Annotated in this window: 23 protein-coding genes and 1 tRNA gene; 9 read left to right on the forward strand and 15 right to left on the reverse strand. The window is 35.2% G+C overall.

Features of this window, described 5'->3' with window-relative positions; genetic code table 11:
* Positions 1-28 precede the first annotated feature (28 nt).
* The 3 genes from E1750_RS09460 to E1750_RS09470 all read left to right on the forward strand — a co-directional run bounded on the left by E1750_RS09460 (position 29) and on the right by E1750_RS09470 (position 3,631).
* Complete coding sequence (locus E1750_RS09460; protein WP_133276540.1) at positions 29-1,432, forward strand: carbohydrate porin; 1,404 nt, start codon at positions 29-31, stop codon at positions 1,430-1,432.
* Between the two features lie 139 nt (positions 1,433-1,571).
* Positions 1,572-2,750, forward strand: coding sequence for an acyl-CoA dehydrogenase family protein (locus tag E1750_RS09465; RefSeq protein WP_133276541.1), 1,179 nt, complete (start codon positions 1,572-1,574; stop codon positions 2,748-2,750).
* Between the two features lie 137 nt (positions 2,751-2,887).
* Positions 2,888-3,631, forward strand: a complete 744-nt coding sequence (locus E1750_RS09470; RefSeq protein ID WP_133276542.1) for an SGNH/GDSL hydrolase family protein — start codon at positions 2,888-2,890, stop codon at positions 3,629-3,631.
* A 22-nt stretch (positions 3,632-3,653) separates the two neighbouring features.
* Here E1750_RS09470 and E1750_RS09475 read toward each other — a convergent pair whose 3' ends face one another.
* The 9 genes from E1750_RS09475 to E1750_RS09515 all read right to left on the reverse strand — a co-directional run bounded on the left by E1750_RS09475 (position 3,654) and on the right by E1750_RS09515 (position 10,890).
* The gene (locus E1750_RS09475; RefSeq protein ID WP_133276543.1) at positions 3,654-3,980 is read right to left on the reverse strand and encodes a 2Fe-2S iron-sulfur cluster-binding family protein; all 327 of its coding nucleotides are present in this window, start codon (positions 3,978-3,980) and stop codon (positions 3,654-3,656) included.
* A 107-nt stretch (positions 3,981-4,087) separates the two neighbouring features.
* Positions 4,088-4,327, reverse strand: coding sequence for a NifU family protein (locus tag E1750_RS09480; protein ID WP_133278116.1), 240 nt, complete (start codon positions 4,325-4,327; stop codon positions 4,088-4,090).
* A gap of 42 nt (positions 4,328-4,369) precedes the next feature.
* A complete protein-coding gene (locus tag E1750_RS09485; protein WP_133276544.1) occupies positions 4,370-5,494 on the reverse strand; it encodes an Mrp/NBP35 family ATP-binding protein in 1,125 nt (374 codons plus the stop codon).
* Positions 5,495-5,672: 178 nt separating this feature from the next.
* Positions 5,673-6,005, reverse strand: coding sequence for an MGMT family protein (locus tag E1750_RS09490; RefSeq protein WP_133276545.1), 333 nt, complete (start codon positions 6,003-6,005; stop codon positions 5,673-5,675).
* A 2-nt stretch (positions 6,006-6,007) separates the two neighbouring features.
* On the reverse strand, positions 6,008-6,640 hold the full coding sequence (locus tag E1750_RS09495) for a LysE family transporter (RefSeq protein ID WP_133276546.1): 633 nt from the start codon (positions 6,638-6,640) through the stop codon (positions 6,008-6,010).
* A 27-nt stretch (positions 6,641-6,667) separates the two neighbouring features.
* Complete coding sequence (trmB, locus tag E1750_RS09500) at positions 6,668-7,345, reverse strand: tRNA (guanosine(46)-N7)-methyltransferase TrmB (RefSeq protein WP_133276547.1); 678 nt, start codon at positions 7,343-7,345, stop codon at positions 6,668-6,670.
* A gap of 98 nt (positions 7,346-7,443) precedes the next feature.
* Positions 7,444-9,948 carry an AsmA family protein gene (locus E1750_RS09505; protein ID WP_133276548.1) on the reverse strand — a complete coding sequence of 835 codons (2,505 nt, stop codon included), beginning with the start codon at positions 9,946-9,948 and terminating at the stop codon, positions 7,444-7,446.
* Between the two features lie 196 nt (positions 9,949-10,144).
* Complete coding sequence (locus E1750_RS09510; protein WP_133276549.1) at positions 10,145-10,459, reverse strand: HPF/RaiA family ribosome-associated protein; 315 nt, start codon at positions 10,457-10,459, stop codon at positions 10,145-10,147.
* Between the two features lie 357 nt (positions 10,460-10,816).
* Positions 10,817-10,890: transfer RNA gene (locus tag E1750_RS09515), tRNA-Ala, on the reverse strand.
* Positions 10,891-10,995: 105 nt separating this feature from the next.
* Between E1750_RS09515 and E1750_RS09520 the strand changes: the two genes are divergently transcribed.
* From E1750_RS09520 to E1750_RS09540, 6 genes are all read left to right on the forward strand, one after another.
* Entirely contained in the window at positions 10,996-11,760 is a 765-nt protein-coding gene (locus E1750_RS09520; RefSeq protein ID WP_133276550.1) for an enoyl-CoA hydratase/isomerase family protein, read from the forward strand.
* Positions 11,761-11,763: 3 nt separating this feature from the next.
* A complete protein-coding gene (locus E1750_RS17745; protein ID WP_165698028.1) occupies positions 11,764-11,940 on the forward strand; it encodes a hypothetical protein in 177 nt (58 codons plus the stop codon).
* A gap of 32 nt (positions 11,941-11,972) precedes the next feature.
* On the forward strand, positions 11,973-12,425 hold the full coding sequence (locus E1750_RS09525) for a 6-pyruvoyl trahydropterin synthase family protein (protein WP_133276551.1): 453 nt from the start codon (positions 11,973-11,975) through the stop codon (positions 12,423-12,425).
* 70 nt (positions 12,426-12,495) lie between these two features.
* Positions 12,496-13,248: a UDP-2,3-diacylglucosamine diphosphatase gene (locus E1750_RS09530; RefSeq protein WP_133276552.1), complete on the forward strand. Its 753-nt coding sequence runs from the start codon at positions 12,496-12,498 to the stop codon at positions 13,246-13,248.
* Between the two features lie 46 nt (positions 13,249-13,294).
* On the forward strand, positions 13,295-14,140 hold the full coding sequence (locus E1750_RS09535; protein WP_133276553.1) for a DUF5829 family protein: 846 nt from the start codon (positions 13,295-13,297) through the stop codon (positions 14,138-14,140).
* A gap of 353 nt (positions 14,141-14,493) precedes the next feature.
* Positions 14,494-15,390 (forward strand): AraC family transcriptional regulator, encoded by an 897-nt coding sequence (locus tag E1750_RS09540; RefSeq protein ID WP_133276554.1) that lies wholly within the window; start codon positions 14,494-14,496, stop codon positions 15,388-15,390.
* Between the two features lie 16 nt (positions 15,391-15,406).
* On the opposite strand, the gene E1750_RS09545 is transcribed toward E1750_RS09540, so the two are convergent.
* From E1750_RS09545 to E1750_RS09570, 6 genes are all read right to left on the reverse strand, one after another.
* Positions 15,407-15,853, reverse strand: a complete 447-nt coding sequence (locus E1750_RS09545) for a DUF2062 domain-containing protein (protein WP_133276555.1) — start codon at positions 15,851-15,853, stop codon at positions 15,407-15,409.
* A gap of 109 nt (positions 15,854-15,962) precedes the next feature.
* The gene (locus E1750_RS09550; protein ID WP_133276556.1) at positions 15,963-16,640 is read right to left on the reverse strand and encodes a LytR/AlgR family response regulator transcription factor; all 678 of its coding nucleotides are present in this window, start codon (positions 16,638-16,640) and stop codon (positions 15,963-15,965) included.
* On the reverse strand, positions 16,640-18,073 hold the full coding sequence (locus tag E1750_RS09555; protein WP_133276557.1) for a sensor histidine kinase: 1,434 nt from the start codon (positions 18,071-18,073) through the stop codon (positions 16,640-16,642). Before E1750_RS09555 ends, E1750_RS09550 begins: the two co-directional genes overlap by 1 nt.
* A 302-nt stretch (positions 18,074-18,375) precedes the next feature.
* Positions 18,376-19,260, reverse strand: coding sequence for an IS982 family transposase (locus tag E1750_RS09560; protein WP_133276558.1), 885 nt, complete (start codon positions 19,258-19,260; stop codon positions 18,376-18,378).
* A gap of 139 nt (positions 19,261-19,399) precedes the next feature.
* Positions 19,400-20,674, reverse strand: coding sequence for an MFS transporter (locus E1750_RS09565; protein WP_133276559.1), 1,275 nt, complete (start codon positions 20,672-20,674; stop codon positions 19,400-19,402).
* Positions 20,675-20,703: 29 nt separating this feature from the next.
* Positions 20,704-21,927 carry a cytochrome c3 family protein gene (locus E1750_RS09570; protein WP_133276560.1) on the reverse strand — a complete coding sequence of 408 codons (1,224 nt, stop codon included), beginning with the start codon at positions 21,925-21,927 and terminating at the stop codon, positions 20,704-20,706.
* Positions 21,928-21,937: the final 10 nt, after the last annotated feature.

Genomic DNA, 21,937 nt, shown 5'->3' on the forward strand with positions numbered 1-21,937 from the left:
AATAACCCTAACCAACTTACCAAAAACTATGAAACCAAAACTCCTCCTCTTTTTGACCTTATTTTTCTCACTGGGATTATTTGCCCAATCACCTGTTATTTCTAACAAATTATTTTCTATTGGTAGTTATGGTAGAGCGGGAATAGGTTATGGTTTAGGAACAGAAGCCGCTTTCCCACAATCGCTCAACCTCAACGGAATGGGGTCTATTGGCGGTCGATTCGAAGAAAATGATTACTTAGAATTGGCAACAGGATTACACTTTAATCCTAAAATTGCTGGGAAAGAATCTACCAAAATCAGTGTGCAAGCACGTTTTGCTTTTTACACCACGCAAGGACAACTCATAGGCAATGTGTCCAACAAATCGTTTGGTGGCATCACGACCGCTTTACCCGAATTGTTTGCCGAAGCCAAAAATATCAACGGTAGTGAATGGAGTGTTTGGGCCGGTGCGAGATTGTTCCGCGGCGATGACATTCACATTATCGACCATTTTTACTTTGATGATCATTCCGGACAAGGCGTGGGGATACAGCATAAAAACACTAAGTTCTCGGTTATTTTTACGGGTTCTATTGATACAACTTCGACATTGCCACCCAACTTCTATCTGAATATCGTCAACGGAACGCCAACATTAGGATTGCGAAACAGATACATTTCGATTTTAGAACACGAAATTCAAGTCAAACAAGGATATGTGAAATTGATGGGTGAATTCCAACGCCTTCCATCAGGAATAGCCAAAGATGCCACTTCAGAATACAGTTATCCCGCAGATTATGGATTTGTTTTGGGAGCCAAATACAACAAAAGCATTTCGACCAAACTTCCGGGCTCTTTTAATGCGATCAGCCTGCGTTATGGTTCGGGAATTGCCAATGGTGGCGATGGAGGTAGCAGCCGAACTTACACCACTTATGGCGCACCAAACCTGGAAACCAACAGCTTTAGGAAAGCCAATTCTTTTGCATTTACGGAAACATTTTTGTTGAATTTAAGTAAAAAATATTCTCTGAATGCCTATGCCATTTACACCAAAAGCAGAGGCGCGAGCGACAGCCTCAACAAAGCACCCGATTATTTAGGGAAACAAATGTTATTCAACAGAAAACAAGACATTTCCTTTGGAGCGAGGGGAACGTATTATGTCACTGATTGGTTTCATGTATTGCACGAACTCGATTTTGCTTGGCGCAAAGATGGTACTCAGGATTTTGCTCAAATGACCAAATTTACTATCGCCCCAACCTTGGTTCCAACTGCCAACCGAGATGTTTGGGAACGACCTCATTTTAGATTCGTTTATAGTATTGCTCATTATAATCAATTCGCAGCGGACAATCTTTATTCTCCTTATTTGGCACAAAGTGGCAGCAAAAACTGGGGACAATACATCGGCGTTAAAATGGAATATTGGATTTGGTAAAAGGCTATTGTGCCTTTTAAATATTTTTTAAGAACCGTTTCATCTTGGTCTTCAAAATCAGAAAGATTTAGATATATAACTTTTTGCTATTGTTTTGTTATATTTCTTTCTGTAGATTTGTGAAATAAACATTTGAATTATGCGACCAGACTTATTTCAAGCACCCGATTATTACCATCTTGATGATTTACTGACCGATGAACACAAATTAGTCCGTGATTCGGCTCGCGAATGGGTAAAACGGGAGGTTTCTCCCATTATAGAAGACTACGCTCAAAGAGCTGAATTTCCAAAACAAATCATCAAAGGTTTGGCCGATATTGGTGCTTTTGGCCCTTATATTCCCGAGGAATATGGTGGTGCCGGTTTAGATCATATTTCGTATGGTTTGATTATGCAGGAAATCGAAAGAGGCGATTCGGGCGTTCGTTCTACCGCTTCGGTTCAATCCTCTTTGGTAATGTATCCCATTTGGAAATACGGAAATGAAGAACAACGAATGAAATATTTACCCAAATTGGCTTCTGGTGAATTTATGGGTTGCTTTGGCTTGACTGAACCCAATTACGGTTCCGATCCGGGAAGTATGATTACCAATTTCAAAGATATGGGCGACCACTATCTTTTGAATGGTGCCAAAATGTGGATTTCGAATGCACCTTTTGCAGATATTGCCATAGTTTGGGCCAAAAATGAAGAAGGAAGAATTCACGGATTGATTGTAGAACGCGGAATGGCAGGATTTACAACTCCAGAAACACATAATAAATGGTCGCTTCGTGCTTCGGCAACCGGCGAATTGATTTTTGATAATGTAAAAGTACCCAAAGAAAATTTATTGCCCAATAAATCAGGATTGGGAGCACCGTTGGGATGTTTGGATTCCGCTCGTTTTGGCATTGCTTGGGGAGCGATTGGCGCAGCAATGGATTGTTATGACACCGCTTTGCGTTATGCCAAAGAAAGAATTCAGTTTGACAAACCCATAGCCGGAACCCAATTACAACAGAAGAAATTAGCCGAAATGATTACCGAAATCACCAAAGCACAATTACTGACTTGGCGATTAGGTGTATTGAGAAACGAAGGCAAAGCGACAACTGCACAAATCTCGATGGCGAAAAGAAATAATGTAGATATGGCAATTCATATCGCCCGAGAAGCCAGACAAATGCTGGGCGGAATGGGAATCACGGGCGAATATTCGATTATGCGCCATATGATGAATTTAGAATCGGTAATTACATACGAAGGAACGCATGACATCCATTTATTGATTACCGGACTAGACATTACAGGCATTCCAGCATTCAAATAGTGGTAAACAACTATTAAACTATTCATAAATTATAGTACAGAAGCTTCTTGGTAACGAGAAGCTTTTTAATTTTACAATTACCTAAGTGTTTCTAGCAGAGATTCATAAACGAAATCGATTATAAAATGGTAGTTGTAATGAAAAATAGCATTGTTAAGATAGCCGCTTTATGGTTTGTCCTCGCTTTCGCCAATTGTACCAGTGACGATCCGATCACACCAGCAAAACCCATCACTGCACCACCGGTTGCAGTAGATACAAATCTACCGCGAGAGTTGAATTATTTGGCACTGGGCGACAGCTATACAATAGGCCAAAGTGTTTGTGAAACGTGCAGATTTCCCGAACAATTACGAAAAAAACTAGGCGATCAGAATCCAAAAAACACCTACGCGCTAAAAATTATAGCAACGACGGGATGGACTACAACCAATTTAATTTCGGCGATAAACAGTCAAAATCTTCCTTCGAATTATGATTTAGTTACTTTGCTTATTGGAGTTAATAACCAATATCAAAACCGACCCTTTACGATATATGAAAATGAATTTCCTGAATTAGTAACAAAAGCGATTTCCCTAGCAAGAGGAGACAAATCGAATGTAATTGTAGTTTCGATTCCGGATTATGCGTATACCCCTTTTGGAAAGTCACTTACGAACCCATCCAAGGTTTCTACTGAAATTGACAATTATAATGCTTTTGCACAAAAATATTGCACCGAGAGAAACATCGAGTTCATCACTATTACAGACATTACTAGGCAGGGTTTAATAAATCCGTTGTTGGTCGCTTCGGACGGTTTACATCCCTCGGAATTGGCCTATTCTAATTTTGTAACGCGACTATTTCCAAAAGCTAATTTGGTAATTCACAATTGAAGTTGCACTACAAAACAAATCTCTAAAACAAGGGTGCTATTTCTATTTCGAGTCCTTCCAAAGCGGGAGTTACAGGAATTTGACAACTCAACCTACTATTGGTTTTGGCATTGGGTAATCTCGAAAGGGTGGCTAGTTCCGCTTCTTTCTTTTCAGGTAAATCTACGTTATTAGTGGCATAGCATTGACAAGTATGGCACATGGCATTTCCTCCACACAAACCGATGGTTCCGTTAGGTTCCAGTTCATAAGCGCGCACAATATGCATCAAATTTAATGACATATCCGTCGGGGCTTTTACTTCGTGTAGTTCACCTTTTCGGTTTTTTATTTTAATTGTAATATCCATTTCTTAACAAGGCGTTCTAGGTTCGGAACTCGAACTATTCGTTTTTACAAAAAATAAAACGACCAAGCTCGTGCAAGCACCAAGCGTGGTCGTTTTAAAAATTTTATTTATGCCACATTGACAACAGTTTCGATTTGTGGTGCATACTTCTTGATTGTAGTTTCCACACCGGCTTTTAGTGTCATTTGATTCACACTGCAATGCGTACATGCCCCTTGCAATCGAACAGTGACGTGTTTACCGGCTTCGATAGATACAAGCTGAATATCACCTCCATCCGAATTCAAAAAAGGTCGAATTTCATCGAGTGCAGTTAATACATTAGCAGTTAATTCTTCTGTATTCATTTGATTTTCATTATTTACGACCTCATTTTTCATGTATACTAACTATTTTTTAGAAGAACATCCCGCCATAGTGGTAATTTTGACCACCTCGGTAACGGGTAAATTGGCGTTTCTACTCACCACTTCTTGCACCACATTTCTGGTAATTTCGTTGAAAACATCTTCAATAATTGAATCCGATTGTAGTGCTGCTGGACGTCCGTAATCTCCGGCTTCTCTCACCGATTGCACTAATGGAACTTCTCCTAAAAAGGATACTTGTAAATCGTCGGCAAGATTTTTTGCTCCCTCTTTCCCGAAGATATAATATTTATTTTCAGGCAATTCAGCAGGTGTAAAATAAGCCATATTTTCAATAATTCCTAAAACGGGCACATTGATAGCTTCCGAAAGGAACATCGAAACTCCTTTTCGGGCATCGGCAAGTGCTACGGCTTGTGGTGTACTGACCACCACTACACCTGTGATAGGCAAAGCTTGAACAATCGACAAATGAATATCGCCTGTTCCCGGAGGTAAATCGATTAGTAAAAAGTCTAAATCGCCCCAATCTGCATCAAAAATCATTTGGTTCAACGCCTTTGAAGCCATTGGCCCACGCCAAATAATGGCTTGACTTGGAGGCGTAAAAAATCCGATAGAAAGAATTTTGACCCCGTAATTTTCAATAGGTTTCATTTTTGATTTTCCATCAATTTCTACAGATAAAGGTTTTGCACTTTCCACATCAAACATTATGGGCATTGATGGCCCGTAAATATCGGCATCGAGAATTCCAACCGAAAAACCCATTTTAGAAAGAGATACCGCTAAGTTGGCTGTCACAGTAGATTTTCCAACCCCACCTTTTCCGGAAGCAACAGCAATAATATTTTTGATTCCAGGAATAGATTTGTCTGGAGCTATCGTTTTTTCGGGTGCTTCTATTTTGACATTGATGGTGATTTTGGCCTCAGGAGAAACCTTTTCTAAAATCGTCTTTTTAATGTCGTCTTCGGCACGTTTTCTAATGTGCATAGCAGGTACGTGCAATACCAAATCTATAATAACTTCATCGGCAAAGGTCACCACGTTGGCAATAGCACCGCTTTCGACCATGTTTTTTCCTTCTCCAGCAACAGTAATAGTTTCTAAAGCTTGAAGAATATCTTTTTTATCTAACTTCATTTCTTTTTTATCGTTTACAATTGAACAGATTCTATTGAAATAATATTTTTATTTAAACTGATTCTATTATAATTTTACGAGTGCAAAGATACCAAGAAAAGTTGTTAAAATAAATGTTTTAATAAGGATTTATTGTAGCGTTGATTGCTAGATTTATTGGTTTTATTTCAAAAAAATATTAAATCTGGATTTCAGGTATCCAAAAATGCTTCTCGAAATCTATAATTTGATTCTCTACCACGATAATTCCTTCACTTTCCAATAATTGTTGCATTAGGTTTGTCCCTTCGAAATGGTGTTTTCCGGTAAGTAATCCTTTTCTATTCACCACGCGATGTGCTGGAACATCCTCGAGATTGTGGGCTGCATTCATTGCCCAACCCACCATTCTGGCCGATCGAGCGGTTCCTAATGCTTTTGCAATAGCGCCATAGCTTGTCACTTTTCCGTATGGAATTTGCCGTGCAATCGCATACACTTTTTCAAAAAAATTGTCGTTTGATTTTTCCAATTTTACCAATAATATTCTAAAATATTGAACAAAGTAATGATTGAAATCAAGCCCGTAATACTGCCAATTATGGTATTCATGTTTTTCATAATGAAATCCCTTTTACTTTCAATTTTGTTAAAAAACGAAATGTAAAAATAAAAAACCAAAAACGAACCTATTACAACTCCGTTGACAAAGATTAAGATGGAAGTCGTGTCAAATGAAAATAAATGATACGAAGCCAAGGAAATACTAACAAAAACATAGTACGGTATGGGGAAAAAGTTGAGCGCAGAGAGCAACATCCCAAGAAAAAATCGTTTTGTTACGCTTTTGGCACCGAGTTTTTTGGTTTTATCCTTGGGTTTTTTGGCCAACCAAAAAAAATAAACCGTCAAAGTTGAAAATATGCCCAGACCAACTTCGCGTAATAATGCAACCAAATCGGGTCTTCGATGAATAATTTTTGCAAATATAATAGAGAAAAAAACCTGGATAGCAATGATGAAGACCGCTCCAAACACAAACCACAATGCATTCTTTTTACCTTCTTTATGATTCACTTTGGCCGCAGTCATATTAATCAAACCCGGCGGAATAATCCCGACAACAGCACTAAGAAAACCGAAAAAAAATGGCGTTATGTAATTCATCTATAATGTCACAGCTGTAAAAAATGGCTAATCCTTTATCTTAAATCGAATGTAGGTTATGGCTTTGTTTATTTCCAAATATTGTTTTTCATAAAAAGTCTGAAAAGCAGTAACTTCCTCTGGACTTCCTTCGTTTACATACACATTATGATTGGCATACAATACTTCGTGACCTTCGCCGTGAAGTAATCCTAAAGTGTATCCGTGCATAAATTCGCTATCGGTTTTCAGGTTGACAACGCCGTCTTTTTTGAGGATTTTTTTATACAATTGCAAAAATTCCGAATTGGTCATTCGGTGTTTGGTGCGTTTGTATTTGATTTGCGGATCAGGGAAAGTTATCCAAATTTCGTCTACTTCATTTTCAGCAAAAATATGATTGATTAATTCGATTTGGGTACGAATGAAAGCCACATTATGCAAGCCTGTTTCGACAGCAGTTTTGGCACCGCGCCAAAAACGAGCACCTTTGATGTCGATACCAACGAAGTTTTTAGCAGGGTATTTCTCAGCCAAACCAACGGAATATTCTCCTTTGCCACAGCCCAATTCGATAACTATTGGATTCTCATTTTTGAAAAAATCGGCATTCCATTTGCCTCTGAGCGGAAATAAATCGCCTACGACTTCCTCTCTACTTGGTTGAAAAACATTGTTGAACGTTTCGTTTTCCTTGAATCTTTTTAACTTATTTTTACTTCCCACGCTACTATTGAATATTTAAATACCGAATTATTTGATCTAATAATTAAGTTGGCAAAATTAGGGAATTTATTAGCTGAAATTGCGCTGTTGTATAAATACTATTTTGTCTTAGTAGTTTTCGGTTGTTCTTCTTTAGATTTATCGTCTGACGGCTTGCCTAATTTTATTTTAGTTTGTCCATCTTTTCCGTCAACCACAAGCAAATTAACAACAATGCCTTTGTATCGTACTGCATCCCTTCCCTTTTGATCGGCTATTTTGTAATCGTCTTTTGGATTTCGCAAAGGTATTTTCACCGCTAGATTTGTACCTGAATTCGCTAACGAATAGGTTCCTTTAGCATCAATATTCAAAACATTAGAAGTGACTTTTAAGTCTTTTAGGTCTACCAAGTTTCCTTTTATACTGGCTGAAGCTGCTAAATCACTAAAGGTAATATTTTTAACATCTCTATTGGGAAAGGCAATTTTTCCTATTTTTTGGATCGGTTCAAAATTGGATAAGGCTCCATCTTTAATTCTAAACACCAGGTTTCCGTTTATTGTGTTTGGCAGTAACTCTCGATCTTGATTTAGAACTCCAATGAGTGAGGCCTTGAATGAAAGATTCCCTTTGATATCATTGGGCGTAAACGATTTTACTCCAAAATTATTGAACGAGGCTAAAAATCGAGACACATTTCCGTCTGTTAATTGTATATTGGTTTTAAAAAGTACCGTTTTCCCCTGCGGAATTACTTGCGCATCAAAATTTAATGTACTGCCTGTAGAACCTTGAATTGAAACATTATTGACAAACAAACCTTTTTTTGCTAAAACAATTTTAACCTTAAAATCATCGGCAATCATTTTTTTGTATGTCAACTTATCTACTTGAATCTCTAGTGTGGCCTGCGCTTTTCGGAGTACCTCTCGAAGATCATAAGATGGTTTTTTACTTTTGGATACTGCTGGCTGCTTCCCTTGATGATTATAGGTCAAAATACCAACAATTTGTTTAAGATCTAAATATGGGCTATAAATTTTCCAATTTAAATTCAATTTTTCCGGATCATCATAATACAAATTGAGGAAATTATCCACCCTGCCCTCCATAAAAACAGTGTTGACCTTGTTCTGAAATTTGATTTTCTTAATCAATAAAGCCTCTTCAGTAAAATAGAGTTCGATATCGGTATTTTGAAAATGCATGTTTTTAGTTTTTACTGAAAGTGTTCCCTTTTTTACAATGATTGCCCCTGTAAACTTAGGTTTGTGCAATTTTACATCTACGATATCCACTTTAAAATCAAAATTCACTTTGACTTTTCCGCCAGTAAAGGTGATGAAATCTTCATCTATGAAACTGCCTAATTTGGGCAGCTCAAAATTGGTATTCAATTTACCCGTCGCCACAGGTTTTTCTAAATTATTGATGATCGCCGATGGAATACTAACCGGAATTTCTTTATAAATCCCTTTGAAATCAGTGACGATTACGGCAGAATTCGCGTCATTACAACCCAAGCCATTTTTATAATTATTAGTAAATTTTCCGTGGAAACTGCATTCTTTTACCACGCCTTGCAGTGTTGTCAATTCGTCATCCTTGATCTCTGCATTGACCACAATTTCCGGATCGCCTTTTACGCTCATATCGCCTTTGATCACACACGAAGCCTGCAGTGGATCATTTAGTGCAAACTTATTTAGTTTTGAACTGATATTATTGGCCAACAATTTGGAAGCATTCCCCCATTTAATTTGGGTTCTGATATCAATGTCAAAAAGAGAATTTCCTTTTCCAACATTGAAATTAGCTTTTATTTTAAAATCATCCTCACCAATTTTAAAGCCTTGAGTAACGATACTAATTTTATTTAGTTCTTGAGAAAAATTAACGATTAAGTCACCGCTAATCTCTTGGTCTTTGACAAAACTTCCTTTCAGAGAATTGAACGCCAAACTCTTGGCAAAAGTATTTAGCCGAACATCGGTTTTCCATCCTTGTTCGGTGTAGAGAATTTTGCATTTTAGGGATTTTACATCAAAATGGAACAATTTATTCCCCTTTTGGTTTTCGGAAATAAAGTTGACATTTTTCAGGTAAACCTCATTGATTGTCGTGGTGTTATTCGACTTTTTAGTTTTTGATTTTTTAGGTTTAAAAATATTGGAATTGCTGACTCCGTTTTTGTCTACAAACAAATCAATTTTGGCGTCGATGATGACTATTTTACGAATGTTGACTTCTTTTTTTAACAACTTTAAAACATTCAAACGCACTTCAATTTCTCCTGCTTTCAGGACTGGCCTTTTATGAATGGCAATCAAACTGTCTTTCAGTTCGACCTCTTTTAAAACAACCGTAAAATTAGGAAATCCGATTAAAAACTTGTACCCAATATCCCCGATTTTGGCTTCGCCATTGATGTTTTCGTTGATTTGAGTGTTGATTTTCCCAACGATCTCCGTTTTATTCATCTCGAAATAAATTCGCAAACCGATGGCGCTGATGACAATCAAAGCAAACAACCCAAGAACGAAATACAGAAGAATTTTGAATACTTTTTTAAATCCTTTAGAAGAAAACAAACGCTTTACTTTGTCGAATAATTTTTTCATTATACTTCATTTTATCAAGCCTAAAGATAGTATTTTATTTACTAATACATGGTTTTCTGGGTAACAAACTTCGCTTCCATTAAAACAAAAGAAATAATAGTCCTTACGCTGCCGAATAGAAATAAAAAAACAGTCTAAAAAGTAAGACTTTCTAGACTGTTCCTGTCGAATTAACAAAAAACACTTCTATTGCTATTTAGCGTACTTGTTGTTTGTCGAATGCGGTGCTCAAGACTTTTTTAATTTTCTCTGAGGCTAGAAAAAAGGCCTTTTCGATTGAATCACCGAAAGCGGTTACTGCTATAGGTTGCAACTTTACGGGTCGAGCCTCAATCATACAACGTTTGTCTTTAACTCCGCCTTTATCACTATTTTCGTCACCAAGATGCACTTCAATTCGAGTCACTTTATCATCAAAACGCGCCAAATCTTTTTCTAATTCGGAACTAAAAAATTTTTCCAATCTTTCGTGACCTTCAATATTCTTGTCTGTATTAAATTGAATTTTCATAAGTAAATTATTTATTGATTGTTTCAAAAATAGTAAGATACTTTTACAAAAACGGTGGTGTTAATAAAACTTTATGAAATGAGCATAAGCAATAATTAGTCACAATTAAAAATCATCGAATACCAAAATAAAGTAGTAATCGATGAGATAATCAGCAATGATGATCTGCGAACTAAACAGGACGGATAAAAAACAATAAATGTCAAAATATGAAAAGAAAAAGAACCAATATTCAGATGCATGTCAGGATAATTAACATAAGTAGTTCGATAATAGGATTATCACCAAAAAACTAAATTAAAAAACCCTTCCAATTCTCATAGAAAAGGAAGGGTTTTTAAAATTCTAATTAAACTGTGGAGAAGATGGGACTCGAACCCACGACTTCTTGCCTGCCAGGCAAGCACTCTAACCAGCTGAGCTACATCCCCAAAATTGTTGCGCAAATATAACACATAATTACAGCACAATCCAAATTTCAAAAAAAAATAACTTGCTTTACTTAATATTTTTAACTTTACATCAAAATCAATCCAATGCAATCTCAAAACCCAAACGGTTCTATTATAACTACAATCGAAAATACTATCGCAACCTTGGAATTCGGTCATCCTGCGAGCAATTCTTTTCCGACTGAATTGCTGAATCGATTGACTAATGAACTCCATTCTTTGAGCAATAATTCTACTGTTTCCGTAATTATTTTAAAAAGTAGCGGTTCAGGAGCCTTTTGCGCGGGCGCTTCATTCGATGAGCTTTTGGCTGTATCCAATGCAGAAGAAGCCACCCAATTTTTTTCGGGTTTTGCCAATGTATTGAATGCCATGCGCAACTGTTCGAAAATAATTATAGGTCGAATTCAGGGAAAAGCGGTTGGCGGAGGCGTTGGTATTATTGCCGCCTGCGATTATGCTATGGCGACCCAAGAAAGTGCTATAAAATTATCGGAATTAGCTATAGGGATTGGACCCTTTGTGATAGAACCCGCTGTTAGTCGAAAAATTGGAAAAACTGCTATGACTGAAATGACTTTGGAAACCGAATGGAAAACAGCCGCTTGGGCAAACGATAAAGGGTTATTTGCCAAAGTTTTTGAAACCACAACCGAATTAGATACTGAAATCGAGGCTTTCGCCAATAAATTAGCAAAATACAATCCTGAAGCATTGATCGAAATGAAGAAAGTGTTTTGGGAGGGAACCGAAAATTGGAATACTTTATTATACGAAAGGGCAGAAATTTCGGGAAAACTAGTGCTTTCTGATTTTTCTAGAAATGCTTTGAATCAATTTAAAAAATAAATAATGAAGGCCCTGATTTTACTTTTGCAACAACCGACTATCGAAGAAAAAATAAAAAATTCACCCGACGACGCCTATCAACTTGGCGTACTTATCGGCTCATTTCTTCCTCTGGTGGTGTTAGCCGGTCTCGCCTACTGGATGTATTATCGGGCAAAAAAATCGGATAGAAAGGAGTAGATTCACTAAATTTGCACACAAATAAAAATAAAATGAGCAAAATCAGGATTACTAAGCAGTTTGGTTTCGAAACCGGTCACGCCCTTTACGGTTATGATGGTAAGTGCAAAAACGTACACGGACACAGTTACAAATTATCAGTTACGGTTATAGGCGAACCCATCAACGATATGTCGAACGTAAAAAATGGAATGGTGATTGATTTTACTGATTTGAAAAAAATTGTAAAAGAGGAAATCGTAGATCAATTTGATCACGCTACCGTTTTCAATCAAAACACCCCACATATCGAATTGGCCAATGAACTAAAATCTCGCGGACATCACGTAATTCTGGTCGATTATCAGCCTACAAGCGAAAATATGGTAGTCGATTTTTCGAAAAGGATTATTAGTAGATTGCCTGAAAATATCAATCTTTTTTCTTTGAAATTACAAGAAACAGAATCATCCTTTGCCGAATGGTTCGCCAGTGATAATCATTAAGAAATTCCAAATTTTTTAAATTCCAAATTCCAAAATATTAATTCAAATTTCGAAAAGCTACATTTCTTAAATGACACCCAACAAAAAAATATATTTTGCCTCCGACCAGCATTTTGGTGCGCCCACTGCTGAATTGAGTTTCCCGAGAGAACAAAAATTTGTGGCTTGGCTCGACGAAGTCAAAAAAGATGCAGAAGCGATTTTCCTGTTGGGCGATTTATTCGATTTCTGGTTCGAATACAAAACAGTGGTTCCCAAAGGTTTTGTTCGAGTTTTAGGCAAATTGGCCGAAATTCGTGACAGCGGAATTCCTATTTATTTCTTTGTGGGCAACCACGATTTGTGGATGAATGATTATTTTCAGAAAGAATTGAACATTCCTATTTATCGAGACAATCAGGAATATACTTTCAACGGAAAAACCTTCCTAATTGGTCACGGCGACGGAAAAGGCCCTGGCGACAAAGGCTACAAACGAATGAAAAAAGTCTTTACGAATCCACTCTCGAAATGGTTATTCCGTTGGTTGCATCCCGATATTGGTGTGCGACTAGGTCATTATCTATCGGTAAAAAATAAACTCATTTCAGGCGATGAAGATGTGAAATTTTTGGGCGAAGAAAATGAATGGCTCATTTTGTATGCCAAAAGAAAACTGGAAACCAAACAGTACCATTACCTTGTTTTTGGGCACCGTCATTTGCCAATGAAAATTGCTGTTGGCGAAAACTCCGAATATGTGAATCTAGGCGATTGGATTGGTTATTTTACCTACGGTGTTTTTGATGGAGAAACTTTTGAATTGAAGAAGTTTGCTTTATAATATCATTTAATTGTTGCAATGCCGAATTTTAATTAACGCTTATTTCATGAAATTCATAATAATAACATTACTAGTTGTTAACGTAGCGTTCACACAGCAGCGAAAATTACCTGATTGCAACACAATAATATTGTGTATTGACTCCGAAACTTACAACAACATATTTACCAATAGTTTTATAAAAGATACCTTATTTATTTGCAAAGAAATAAGTACTACCACAAACAAAGAATCTTATAAAGGAAAATATTTCATCGGAAAATCGGCCACCTTAGAATTATTTCAGCCTAATGAAAACGGCAAATTCGGAGATAAATTCGGAGATATTGGCATTGAATTTAAAACTAAAAAAATTGGCGAGCAACTTGAACTAATCAAAAAAGCTAGAAAGCAAGGTATCGCATTAATCACCGATCAAATAAAATTAGAAGATTCAATTCCTTGGTATTCTTCAATTAAGTTGCATGACAATAAAACTAACCTAGAATTAAGCACTATCGAATATCGAAGCGAATATTTAGAATACTTGGGGTTCGATAAGTACGAAATTACACATACTATGACTTATGAGAGTTTTAATAAAAAACTTTCGAAAGGACGAACTTATCCACGAGAATTTTCAAAATTTGAATCTATAAACATTAAAATTAACACAAAAGACCTCAAGTTGCTGGAAGAGTTTTGTTTGTTAAACAACATGAGAAAAAAAAGAAACGCATTCGGGAGCAAAGATTTCACCATTTACTACACCATAGATGAAACGATGGATACTGTTGAAATTGTCAATTTAAAACTCCGACTCATTAATACCTATAAAAACAGAGAAATTAACATCTCAAAAAAAGTCGTTTTAAAAATTAATAAAAAATCAGGCACATTTTTTTTCAATTAAAAGACCATACTCACTTTTGGTGAGCCATTTTTTTTTGAGACGCATAAATGGCAGTCTGCCAACTAAAAAAATAGATGCTGAATTAGATTAATAACTAACCCGTTGGGTGAAATTATTAAATTTTTAGAAATAGTAAAATTGAAACGCATAGAATCATAGAAAAAAGAGTTGGATAGCCCAGTTCTTGGGTTCACATAGCTATGATTTACTAAAATCAAGCGAAGCGTCTTAATAAAATTAATAAAAAACTATGATTCTATGTGTTTAAAAAAATTAAATTGAATTACACCCAACGGGTTAATAACTACATTTTTATATAAATATTTCATTCACAACTTAGTAGAGCCAATAAAATGAACGAAGATTACATCAAAAGAATAAATGCCATATTACTTTATATTGATGAAAATCTGGACTCGGAATTATCCTTAGAAACCATTGCTAAAATTGGATTTTATTCTCCATTTCATTTGCATCGCATTTTTAAAGCGATAACTAATGAAACGCTAAATGCCTACATTACTCGCAAAAGAATTGAAAAAACAGCATCGACACTTTTGCATCAAAAAACCGTAAGTATTACCGAACTTTCTCTTCAATACGGATTTAACAGCAACTCTTCTTTTACACGAACATTCAAAAAATTTTACGGACTCAGTCCTTCTGAATTTAAAAAATCAAAGCCAAAACTTAGCAAGATTAGTCAAGTTGAAAGCAAGAATGGACAAGAAAATGGATTATTTGAAGAATACATTTGCAACAGTATTAACCTCATCAATTGGATTAAAATGAATGCAAAAGTTGAAATCAAAGAAATGCCAAAATTGGATTTGGCTTATATCACGCACATTGGACACATTGGCCTAGAAAATGCGTACGCCAAACTCGTTCAGTGGGCAATCCCAAAAGGTCTTTTGAAGGAAGATTCGAAAATGGCAACCATTTATTACGACAGTTACAAAATCACCGAACCCGATAAAGTGCGGAGGAGTGCTTGCCTTATTTTAGACGAAAAAACCGAAATTGAGGGCGAAATTGGCTTGACCACTATCGAAAAAGGGAAGTGTATAGTAGGTCATTTTGAAATTGGACTCGATGAATTTGAAAAATCTTGGACGGGTCTTTTTATTTGGATGAACGAAAATGGATATAAAAAAGCAGACCGAAATCCATTTGAAATTTACCACAACAACTTCAATGAGCATCCTGAAAAAATCGCTATTGTTGATTTTTATATTCCAATTGAATAATAAATTACTTGTCTGTTTAATTTCTTTTCAAAAACAAAAGCGACACCCAATAAATTCCAATAGCAACTGGAACTGCGGTTAGTAGCCAACCGCCCAAACCACAAAGTAATTCAAAGGAAAGCTGACTCAGAGTTTGAAAAAAACTACTTTGAAAAGAACTGATAATTTCTTCGATTGTATGATGATTGCGAGGAACAGAAAAAATAAATTCGCCAACTCTTATAAAAGGAATTATCAAAAAAATCTGAACTGGCCACATCAAATAACTGAGCGAAATCATTAGGGGTAAATTCAATTTTCGCTTCAGACCAACTGTAGTAATCATAAAAGTACTGACGCCAAGAATCGGAATAATCGAAAGCAATCCCGAAACAATAATGCTCTGACTCAATTCCTTTGGAGTTAAACCTTGCTTTAAAAGTGCGGTAGTTTTGTCTTTTACTTTATTTAATCTAGCTTTCAATTATTTATGGTTTTCATGTTCCTTCAATTTTTTTGCAAATCTAAATTAGTTTTTTTATTTATCACGTTTTTGATGAAGTGGCTTTTGAAGTGAAGAAATACTAGCTACTTTATAAATTTAATCGTTTGAAAAATAATTCTCTATAACTCCCACTTATAGGGATTTCATGTTTCTCTACATAAACGTGATTGTTTTCAATTCTATCAATAGTGTTTACATTAACAATATACGATTGATGTATTCTCACAAATTCCGATGTGGGTAACTTTTCAATGAGTTCAATAAAAGTCATTCTTGGACAGTATGTTTTTTCTTTCAGGACAATATCCAAGTAATTACCAGAACCTTTGATATATAAAATTTCGTCGAATTTGATTTTAATATTTTTAAAGCCATCTTTTATAAAAAAGAAAGGATTTTTATTTTTTTGAAACGAAATGCGCTCTTCTACTTTTTGTACCGCTATTTGAAATCGGTCAAACTCAAATGGTTTTAGTAAATAATCTATCGCACCATAAGAATAACTTTCGAGAGCAAAATCAGCATATGCTGTTGTGAAAATCACATTTGGTTTTAATCGTAACGCTCCCAACATTTCCAATCCAGACATATTAGGCATATTGATATCTAAAAAAATCAAATCAACAGGATTTTGCTTTAAAAACGCTATCGCTTCTTTTGGCTGGTAAAAGTGAGCAATCAGATCTAAATTTTCCATTTTAGAGGTATGGAATTTTATAACCTCAATCGCTTTGGGTTCATCGTCTATTGCAATGGCTATTATCATTATATTGAAGTATTTATAACTATTTTAATAGAAAAGTTACCATTTTCTTTTACTATTTCAAAAGTATGCTTTTTTGGATAAACTAACTCCAATCGTTGTTTTGCATTTTCGATTCCGATACCAAATCCTTGTTCCTTATAATAGGTTTTATAATTTTCATCATAACTATTGATGCATTCGAAAGTTATTTTGTTGTCATCACAAACTACAGAAATTTTTAATTTTGAAAGCGTAGATGGGTCAATTCCGTATTTAAATGCGTTTTCAACAAAGGGAATCAATAGTCCAGGACTAATAGAATGATTTTCAAAATTTTCAAATTGTATTTCAACTTCCGGTTCAACCGCACAACGTAATTTTTGAATAGCAATATAATCTTGAAGGTATTTGATTTCATTTTGAAGTGGAATAAAATCTTTATTGATATCCTCTTGCATGTACCGAATCAAACTGGCCAATTTGGCGATGCTTTCCGCTGTTTTTGGTGCATTTTCGGTCAAAGCTGTGGCGTACAAAGTATTTAGTGAGTTGAATAAAAAATGAGGATTGACCTGAGATTTTAATAAACTTAACTCCGATTCTTTGGCTTCTAATTTTAATTCAAATGACTTTTGATTTGCTTTTATTTTGATACGAATATAGCCGTATAGGAAAGATAAAAATAGTGTTATGAATAAGATAGAACTCAAGGTAAGAAATACATAGAAAACATCTTCTCCAGAATTAGTATCTCGAAAAGGGTTACTTAAAATTTTGTATATTAAAATATAGAAAACGGAAGAAAGTAAAATCAATAAAAAACTGTAACGGAATTTCTTTTTTTCTTCCAATAAAACAGGTGTGATTAAAAAAGTATTAATATAAAATACGGATAATAGTAGCGCTACGGATAGGTTTTCTTTAGTTCCCATTTGAGGTGTAAATACAGCAAAATAAAAAATACTCATCAGGAATATTTGATTGAAAAGGATTTCTAAATGGGGAGAAAAACTTTTTATGTCATGAATTAACAGATAGTATATAAATGAACAGAATCCGACTATGATAAGTATTGGAAAAAAGATAGAAAGAAAGTTTATTATTGAAGCCTTGTCTAAAAAATCTGTTGGATGAGTCGGTGAATAATCTTCATGAAAAGTAACAAAACTGGAGTGTAAAGCCATAAACCAACAAATGGCTACACTTAAGAAGATGCAACAACCTAATGTTAGTGAAAAATACATTTTTAAAGCCTTTTTTTCGATCAGTATTGGTAGTAAAAACCGCGAATGGATATAAAAATAAAGAATCGCACCTAAGGCTGTATATGATTTCGAAAGGTTGTACATAAAATGAGAAAAAACACTTATGATAAGAGAAATAGCGATGGCAAAAACAACCAAATGAATGATTCCTTTTTTGTTTTTTTGGGTAAAAAGTTTTATTGCTTCCATAAAGATAATTTATTCGTAAATATAGTTTTGTTTAAAAGAATTATAGCGTAAAACTAGAATTACAAAACTGCATTAAAAATAAAATGGGATAGTTTGGGCAAGGGAAGTTATACTATATTGTTTTCAAGTAAAATCTTTGTGGAATTTTATAAACATAGTTGGTGAAAACTCCGAATATGTGAATCTAGTCAATTAGATTAGTTATTTTACTTATGGTGATTTTGATTGCGAGACTTTTGTAGTGAAGAAGTTTGATTTTTAAAACTATATAAGTAGAATATAACTTAACCCGTTGGGTGTAATTAAATTGTTTGATTCTTAATATTATTTATTGGTCTATCAAAAATAAATTTATTGATGAATTGAACCAATGTTAATGCCGTTATTTTTGCTAAAATCCGTGTTTTAAATCCTTCAAAAGATTTAGCATAATTGTTTCTAATTTTGAACTGGTCACACAATTGTGAAAATAATGTTTCAATTCTTTTTCTTGATTTTCTAAAGACATAAGGTTGAGGCGTATAGTCTTTTTGATTTGTTCTTTTTGGCGTTTCCAATTTGATATTTACTGTTTGAAATAAATCTAACTGAATTGATTCAGATAAATATCCTCTATCGCCAAGAACCACACAATCAGACATTTGTTCTTTTATATTTTTTAAAAAATTGACATCGTGAACTTCAGCTTTTGTAATATCTAATGAATGAAAAACACCATTTATTGAACAAACACCGTGAAGTTTATAACCATAAAACCAATTGTTTTGTGAGGCACAAAATCCTTTAGACGGAGCAGTTTCAAAATCTTTTTTACAGATTTTAATTCTGTTATGACGAGCAAATTTGCATATCTCCAATGGCATACTATCAACAATGAAATAATTTTCAAATTCTAAAAAATGAGATGCTAATTTTAATCTAACTTCTTCTAAAAAGAAAAATAATTTTCTCCTTCTTTTATTGAACTGACTTCGGTCAATTAAGTTAGGAATTTGTTGTTTATTTATCTCTTTAAATAAAGAATTTTCACTGTCAATTGACATAAATTCCGCAGTTAAACTTAATGCAACTATCTCTAAATCAGACATTTTATGTTTTCTTCCGACACCAGTCTTAAATTCTAATTCACAATTTAAAGAACTTATAACTTCTAAAACTCTTAAATATTTTTTTACTATATTTGACATAAATATTGGTTTGTTTGGCGACTTCAAGATACTGAATTTCAGTATCTTGACCAATATTTATTCAATTTATTTTACTTCAAATAATTACACCCAACGGGTTATAACTTACTTATATGCTACTTATATGGTAAACATTTAATTATTTGTGATTTTCGTGTTCGTCCAAGTCTTTTTGCAAATCCAGAGTTCTAAATCCCGGCAATTTAATCCCTGTAAAAACTACGATTAAAAGTGTCATACTTCCGCCAAAAACAACCGCAGTCACTGTGCCCATCAATTTAGCCGTCAATCCACTTTCGAAAGCACCTAATTCATTCGATGAACCTACAAAAATCGAATTTACCGCCGCTACTCGACCTCGCATAGAATCGGGTGTTTTGAGCTGCAAAATCGTTTGTCGAATTACTACCGAAATACCGTCAGTAACGCCACTCATAAACAAGGCAAAAACCGACAACCAAAACCAAGTCGATAGTCCAAAAACAATAATGCAAACTCCAAACCCAAAAATAGCTGCCAACAACTTGATTCCGGCATTTTTATAAAAAGGCAAATGCGCCGAAACAAACATGGTTAATAAAGCTCCCACCGCTGGCGCAGCCCTTAAAATTCCGAATCCTTCGGGGCCCACTTTCAAAATATCTTGGGCAAAAATAGGCAAAAGCGCTACAGCTCCACCAAAAAGTACCGCCACCATATCAAGCGTTAAAGCTCCTAAAATTGATTTATTAGTATAAACGAATTTTATGCCTTCTTTCAAACTTTCCATCACCGGTTCTCCAATTTTTGGATTCAAAATAGGTTTTTTTGAAATTTGAGTCAACAACATTAAAGCCAAGACAGAACACGCAAAAATAACACACATCGACCAATGCACGCCAATCCAGGTAATCGAAAATCCCGCCACTGCAGGCCCAACAACCGAACCAATTTGCCAAACCGAACTACTCCAAGTGGCTGCATTGGGATAGGCTTTTTTAGGAACGATTAAAGACATTAGCGAAAAAACACTTGGCCCCAGAAAAGCGCGCACCAAACCACCTAAAAAGACCAGAAAATAAATAGAATATAAAATAGTTTCCGTCGACCATTCGCTTACTATTTTGGGCCAAGTCAATAAAAACAACCCGAGGCTTATAATTGCAAATCCGAAAATACATTTCAAAAGCATTCCTTTTTTCTCCTTTTGATCGACGATATGTCCAGCAAACAAAGCCATTCCGATAGCGGGAATTACTTCCATTAATCCAATCATCCCCAGTGAAAGGGCACTTTTGGTCAAACTATAAACTTCCCATTCGATAATGATAAACTGCATCGACCAGGCGAAAACCATGACGAAACGCAATAATAAAAATAGATTGAATTCTCTATATCGCAAGGCTGCGTAGGCATCTCTAACTTTAACTTCCATAATTTTTATTTCCTATCTACTATTTCTTTTTAGAAATTTTTTTTCTGAGTTTCTTCTGGATATATACCAATTTTGTGCGTTCGCAACAAATAAGGAGACATTTCGGACTTTCCTGAAAGGTAAAACCCAATAACTCCCGACGCTTTTTTGGGCATATGGCAATCAATGCAATTGTCTTTCAAAGCAAATCCACTAGGAACTTTGATTGGGCAAAAATTTTTCTTGACCTCACTATGGCAACTCAAACATTTTTCGGATTGTCGCGACAGGCTTTCTATTTCCGTCGTATGCGAATCGTGACAGCTGGTGCAATCCATCGTTTTACTTTCAAGAAAACATTTACTTTGAGAAAGCAAACCATATTGATTGCCGTGAACATCGGAATTAGCAGCAGGATTCGGAATAGAAACGTTATAAAAATCAGCCATTGATTTTCCCGGAACAAATTTGAACCGAGACTCTAAATTCGTGGCTGCCGAATGACAAATCACGCATCGCGCTAATTTTTGCTGATTATTAAGCGATTGGTGTGTAACGATATGTTTCGCCAATTTTAATCCAGGATTTTCCTTGTGGTAATCTACATGCGCTTTTGCTGGGCCGTGGCATCGCTCACAATCAATACCAAAAATCACAGATTCCTTTTTCATGGTTTCCATTTTCATTTCGGTTCCAAAATAATTTTCGGTTTCAGTATTTTTATGCTTCAGCTCTATATTGGAACTATGACATTCAAAACAATCAATCGAAATCGCGCGACTAAAACTGGGTTGGTTGGGCGGATAACTTGGACTCGTACCCCAATTATTAACTGAAGTATAATAAGACAAGGGCAATTCATAAACAATGTCTTTGTCCCAAAACAATGATGTTTGTGCGTTTTTGGCTCCCATTACAATATCAAAACGATACGCTTTTATTTCTTTACCGTTCTTGTAATACACCTGAAATAATTCGTTATTTCTATTTTCCATTACCATTTTGGTATCCTTGTCATAGCTGTAGGTGTTATAACCTGGACTAAAATTCCCCAAAACATTTTTGATCGATGCCGCTGCCGACGCTTTATAATGGGAACTTTTCAGCGCCTCATTATAAATTTTTGGATGACATTCCATACAGCTTTCCGAACCTGCATATTGATTACCTCGCAAGTCAACATATTCCTTGTCTTGATGGGCGCAATTTGACAATAGCAAAAGCAGCACAAAGGGCAATGAAACCGAAAATAAAGACTTGATCATTCTTTTCATTAGAGCCAAT

It is taken from the genome of Flavobacterium nackdongense (assembly GCF_004355225.1).
Taxonomy (GTDB): Bacteria; Bacteroidota; Bacteroidia; order Flavobacteriales; family Flavobacteriaceae; genus Flavobacterium; species Flavobacterium nackdongense.

What these genes read in the sequence shown, in the direction of transcription:
- E1750_RS09460 (WP_133276540.1), top strand. Translation starts at nt 29, where the DNA reads ATGAAACCAAAACTCCTCCTCTTTTTGACCTTATTTTTCTCACTGGGA.
- E1750_RS09465 (WP_133276541.1), top strand. Translation starts at nt 1,572, where the DNA reads ATGCGACCAGACTTATTTCAAGCACCCGATTATTACCATCTTGATGAT.
- E1750_RS09470 (WP_133276542.1), top strand. Translation starts at nt 2,888, where the DNA reads ATGAAAAATAGCATTGTTAAGATAGCCGCTTTATGGTTTGTCCTCGCT.
- E1750_RS09475 (WP_133276543.1), bottom strand. Translation starts at nt 3,980, where the DNA reads ATGGATATTACAATTAAAATAAAAAACCGAAAAGGTGAACTACACGAA.
- E1750_RS09480 (WP_133278116.1), bottom strand. Translation starts at nt 4,327, where the DNA reads ATGAATACAGAAGAATTAACTGCTAATGTATTAACTGCACTCGATGAA.
- E1750_RS09485 (WP_133276544.1), bottom strand. Translation starts at nt 5,494, where the DNA reads ATGAAGTTAGATAAAAAAGATATTCTTCAAGCTTTAGAAACTATTACT.
- E1750_RS09495 (WP_133276546.1), bottom strand. Translation starts at nt 6,640, where the DNA reads ATGAATTACATAACGCCATTTTTTTTCGGTTTTCTTAGTGCTGTTGTC.
- E1750_RS09505 (WP_133276548.1), bottom strand. Translation starts at nt 9,948, where the DNA reads ATGAAAAAATTATTCGACAAAGTAAAGCGTTTGTTTTCTTCTAAAGGA.
- E1750_RS09510 (WP_133276549.1), bottom strand. Translation starts at nt 10,459, where the DNA reads ATGAAAATTCAATTTAATACAGACAAGAATATTGAAGGTCACGAAAGA.
- E1750_RS09520 (WP_133276550.1), top strand. Translation starts at nt 10,996, where the DNA reads ATGCAATCTCAAAACCCAAACGGTTCTATTATAACTACAATCGAAAAT.
- E1750_RS17745 (WP_165698028.1), top strand. Translation starts at nt 11,764, where the DNA reads ATGAAGGCCCTGATTTTACTTTTGCAACAACCGACTATCGAAGAAAAA.
- E1750_RS09525 (WP_133276551.1), top strand. Translation starts at nt 11,973, where the DNA reads ATGAGCAAAATCAGGATTACTAAGCAGTTTGGTTTCGAAACCGGTCAC.
- E1750_RS09530 (WP_133276552.1), top strand. Translation starts at nt 12,496, where the DNA reads ATGACACCCAACAAAAAAATATATTTTGCCTCCGACCAGCATTTTGGT.
- E1750_RS09535 (WP_133276553.1), top strand. Translation starts at nt 13,295, where the DNA reads ATGAAATTCATAATAATAACATTACTAGTTGTTAACGTAGCGTTCACA.
- E1750_RS09540 (WP_133276554.1), top strand. Translation starts at nt 14,494, where the DNA reads ATGAACGAAGATTACATCAAAAGAATAAATGCCATATTACTTTATATT.
- E1750_RS09550 (WP_133276556.1), bottom strand. Translation starts at nt 16,640, where the DNA reads ATGATAATAGCCATTGCAATAGACGATGAACCCAAAGCGATTGAGGTT.
- E1750_RS09555 (WP_133276557.1), bottom strand. Translation starts at nt 18,073, where the DNA reads ATGGAAGCAATAAAACTTTTTACCCAAAAAAACAAAAAAGGAATCATT.
- E1750_RS09560 (WP_133276558.1), bottom strand. Translation starts at nt 19,260, where the DNA reads ATGTCAAATATAGTAAAAAAATATTTAAGAGTTTTAGAAGTTATAAGT.
- E1750_RS09565 (WP_133276559.1), bottom strand. Translation starts at nt 20,674, where the DNA reads ATGGAAGTTAAAGTTAGAGATGCCTACGCAGCCTTGCGATATAGAGAA.
- E1750_RS09570 (WP_133276560.1), bottom strand. Translation starts at nt 21,927, where the DNA reads ATGAAAAGAATGATCAAGTCTTTATTTTCGGTTTCATTGCCCTTTGTG.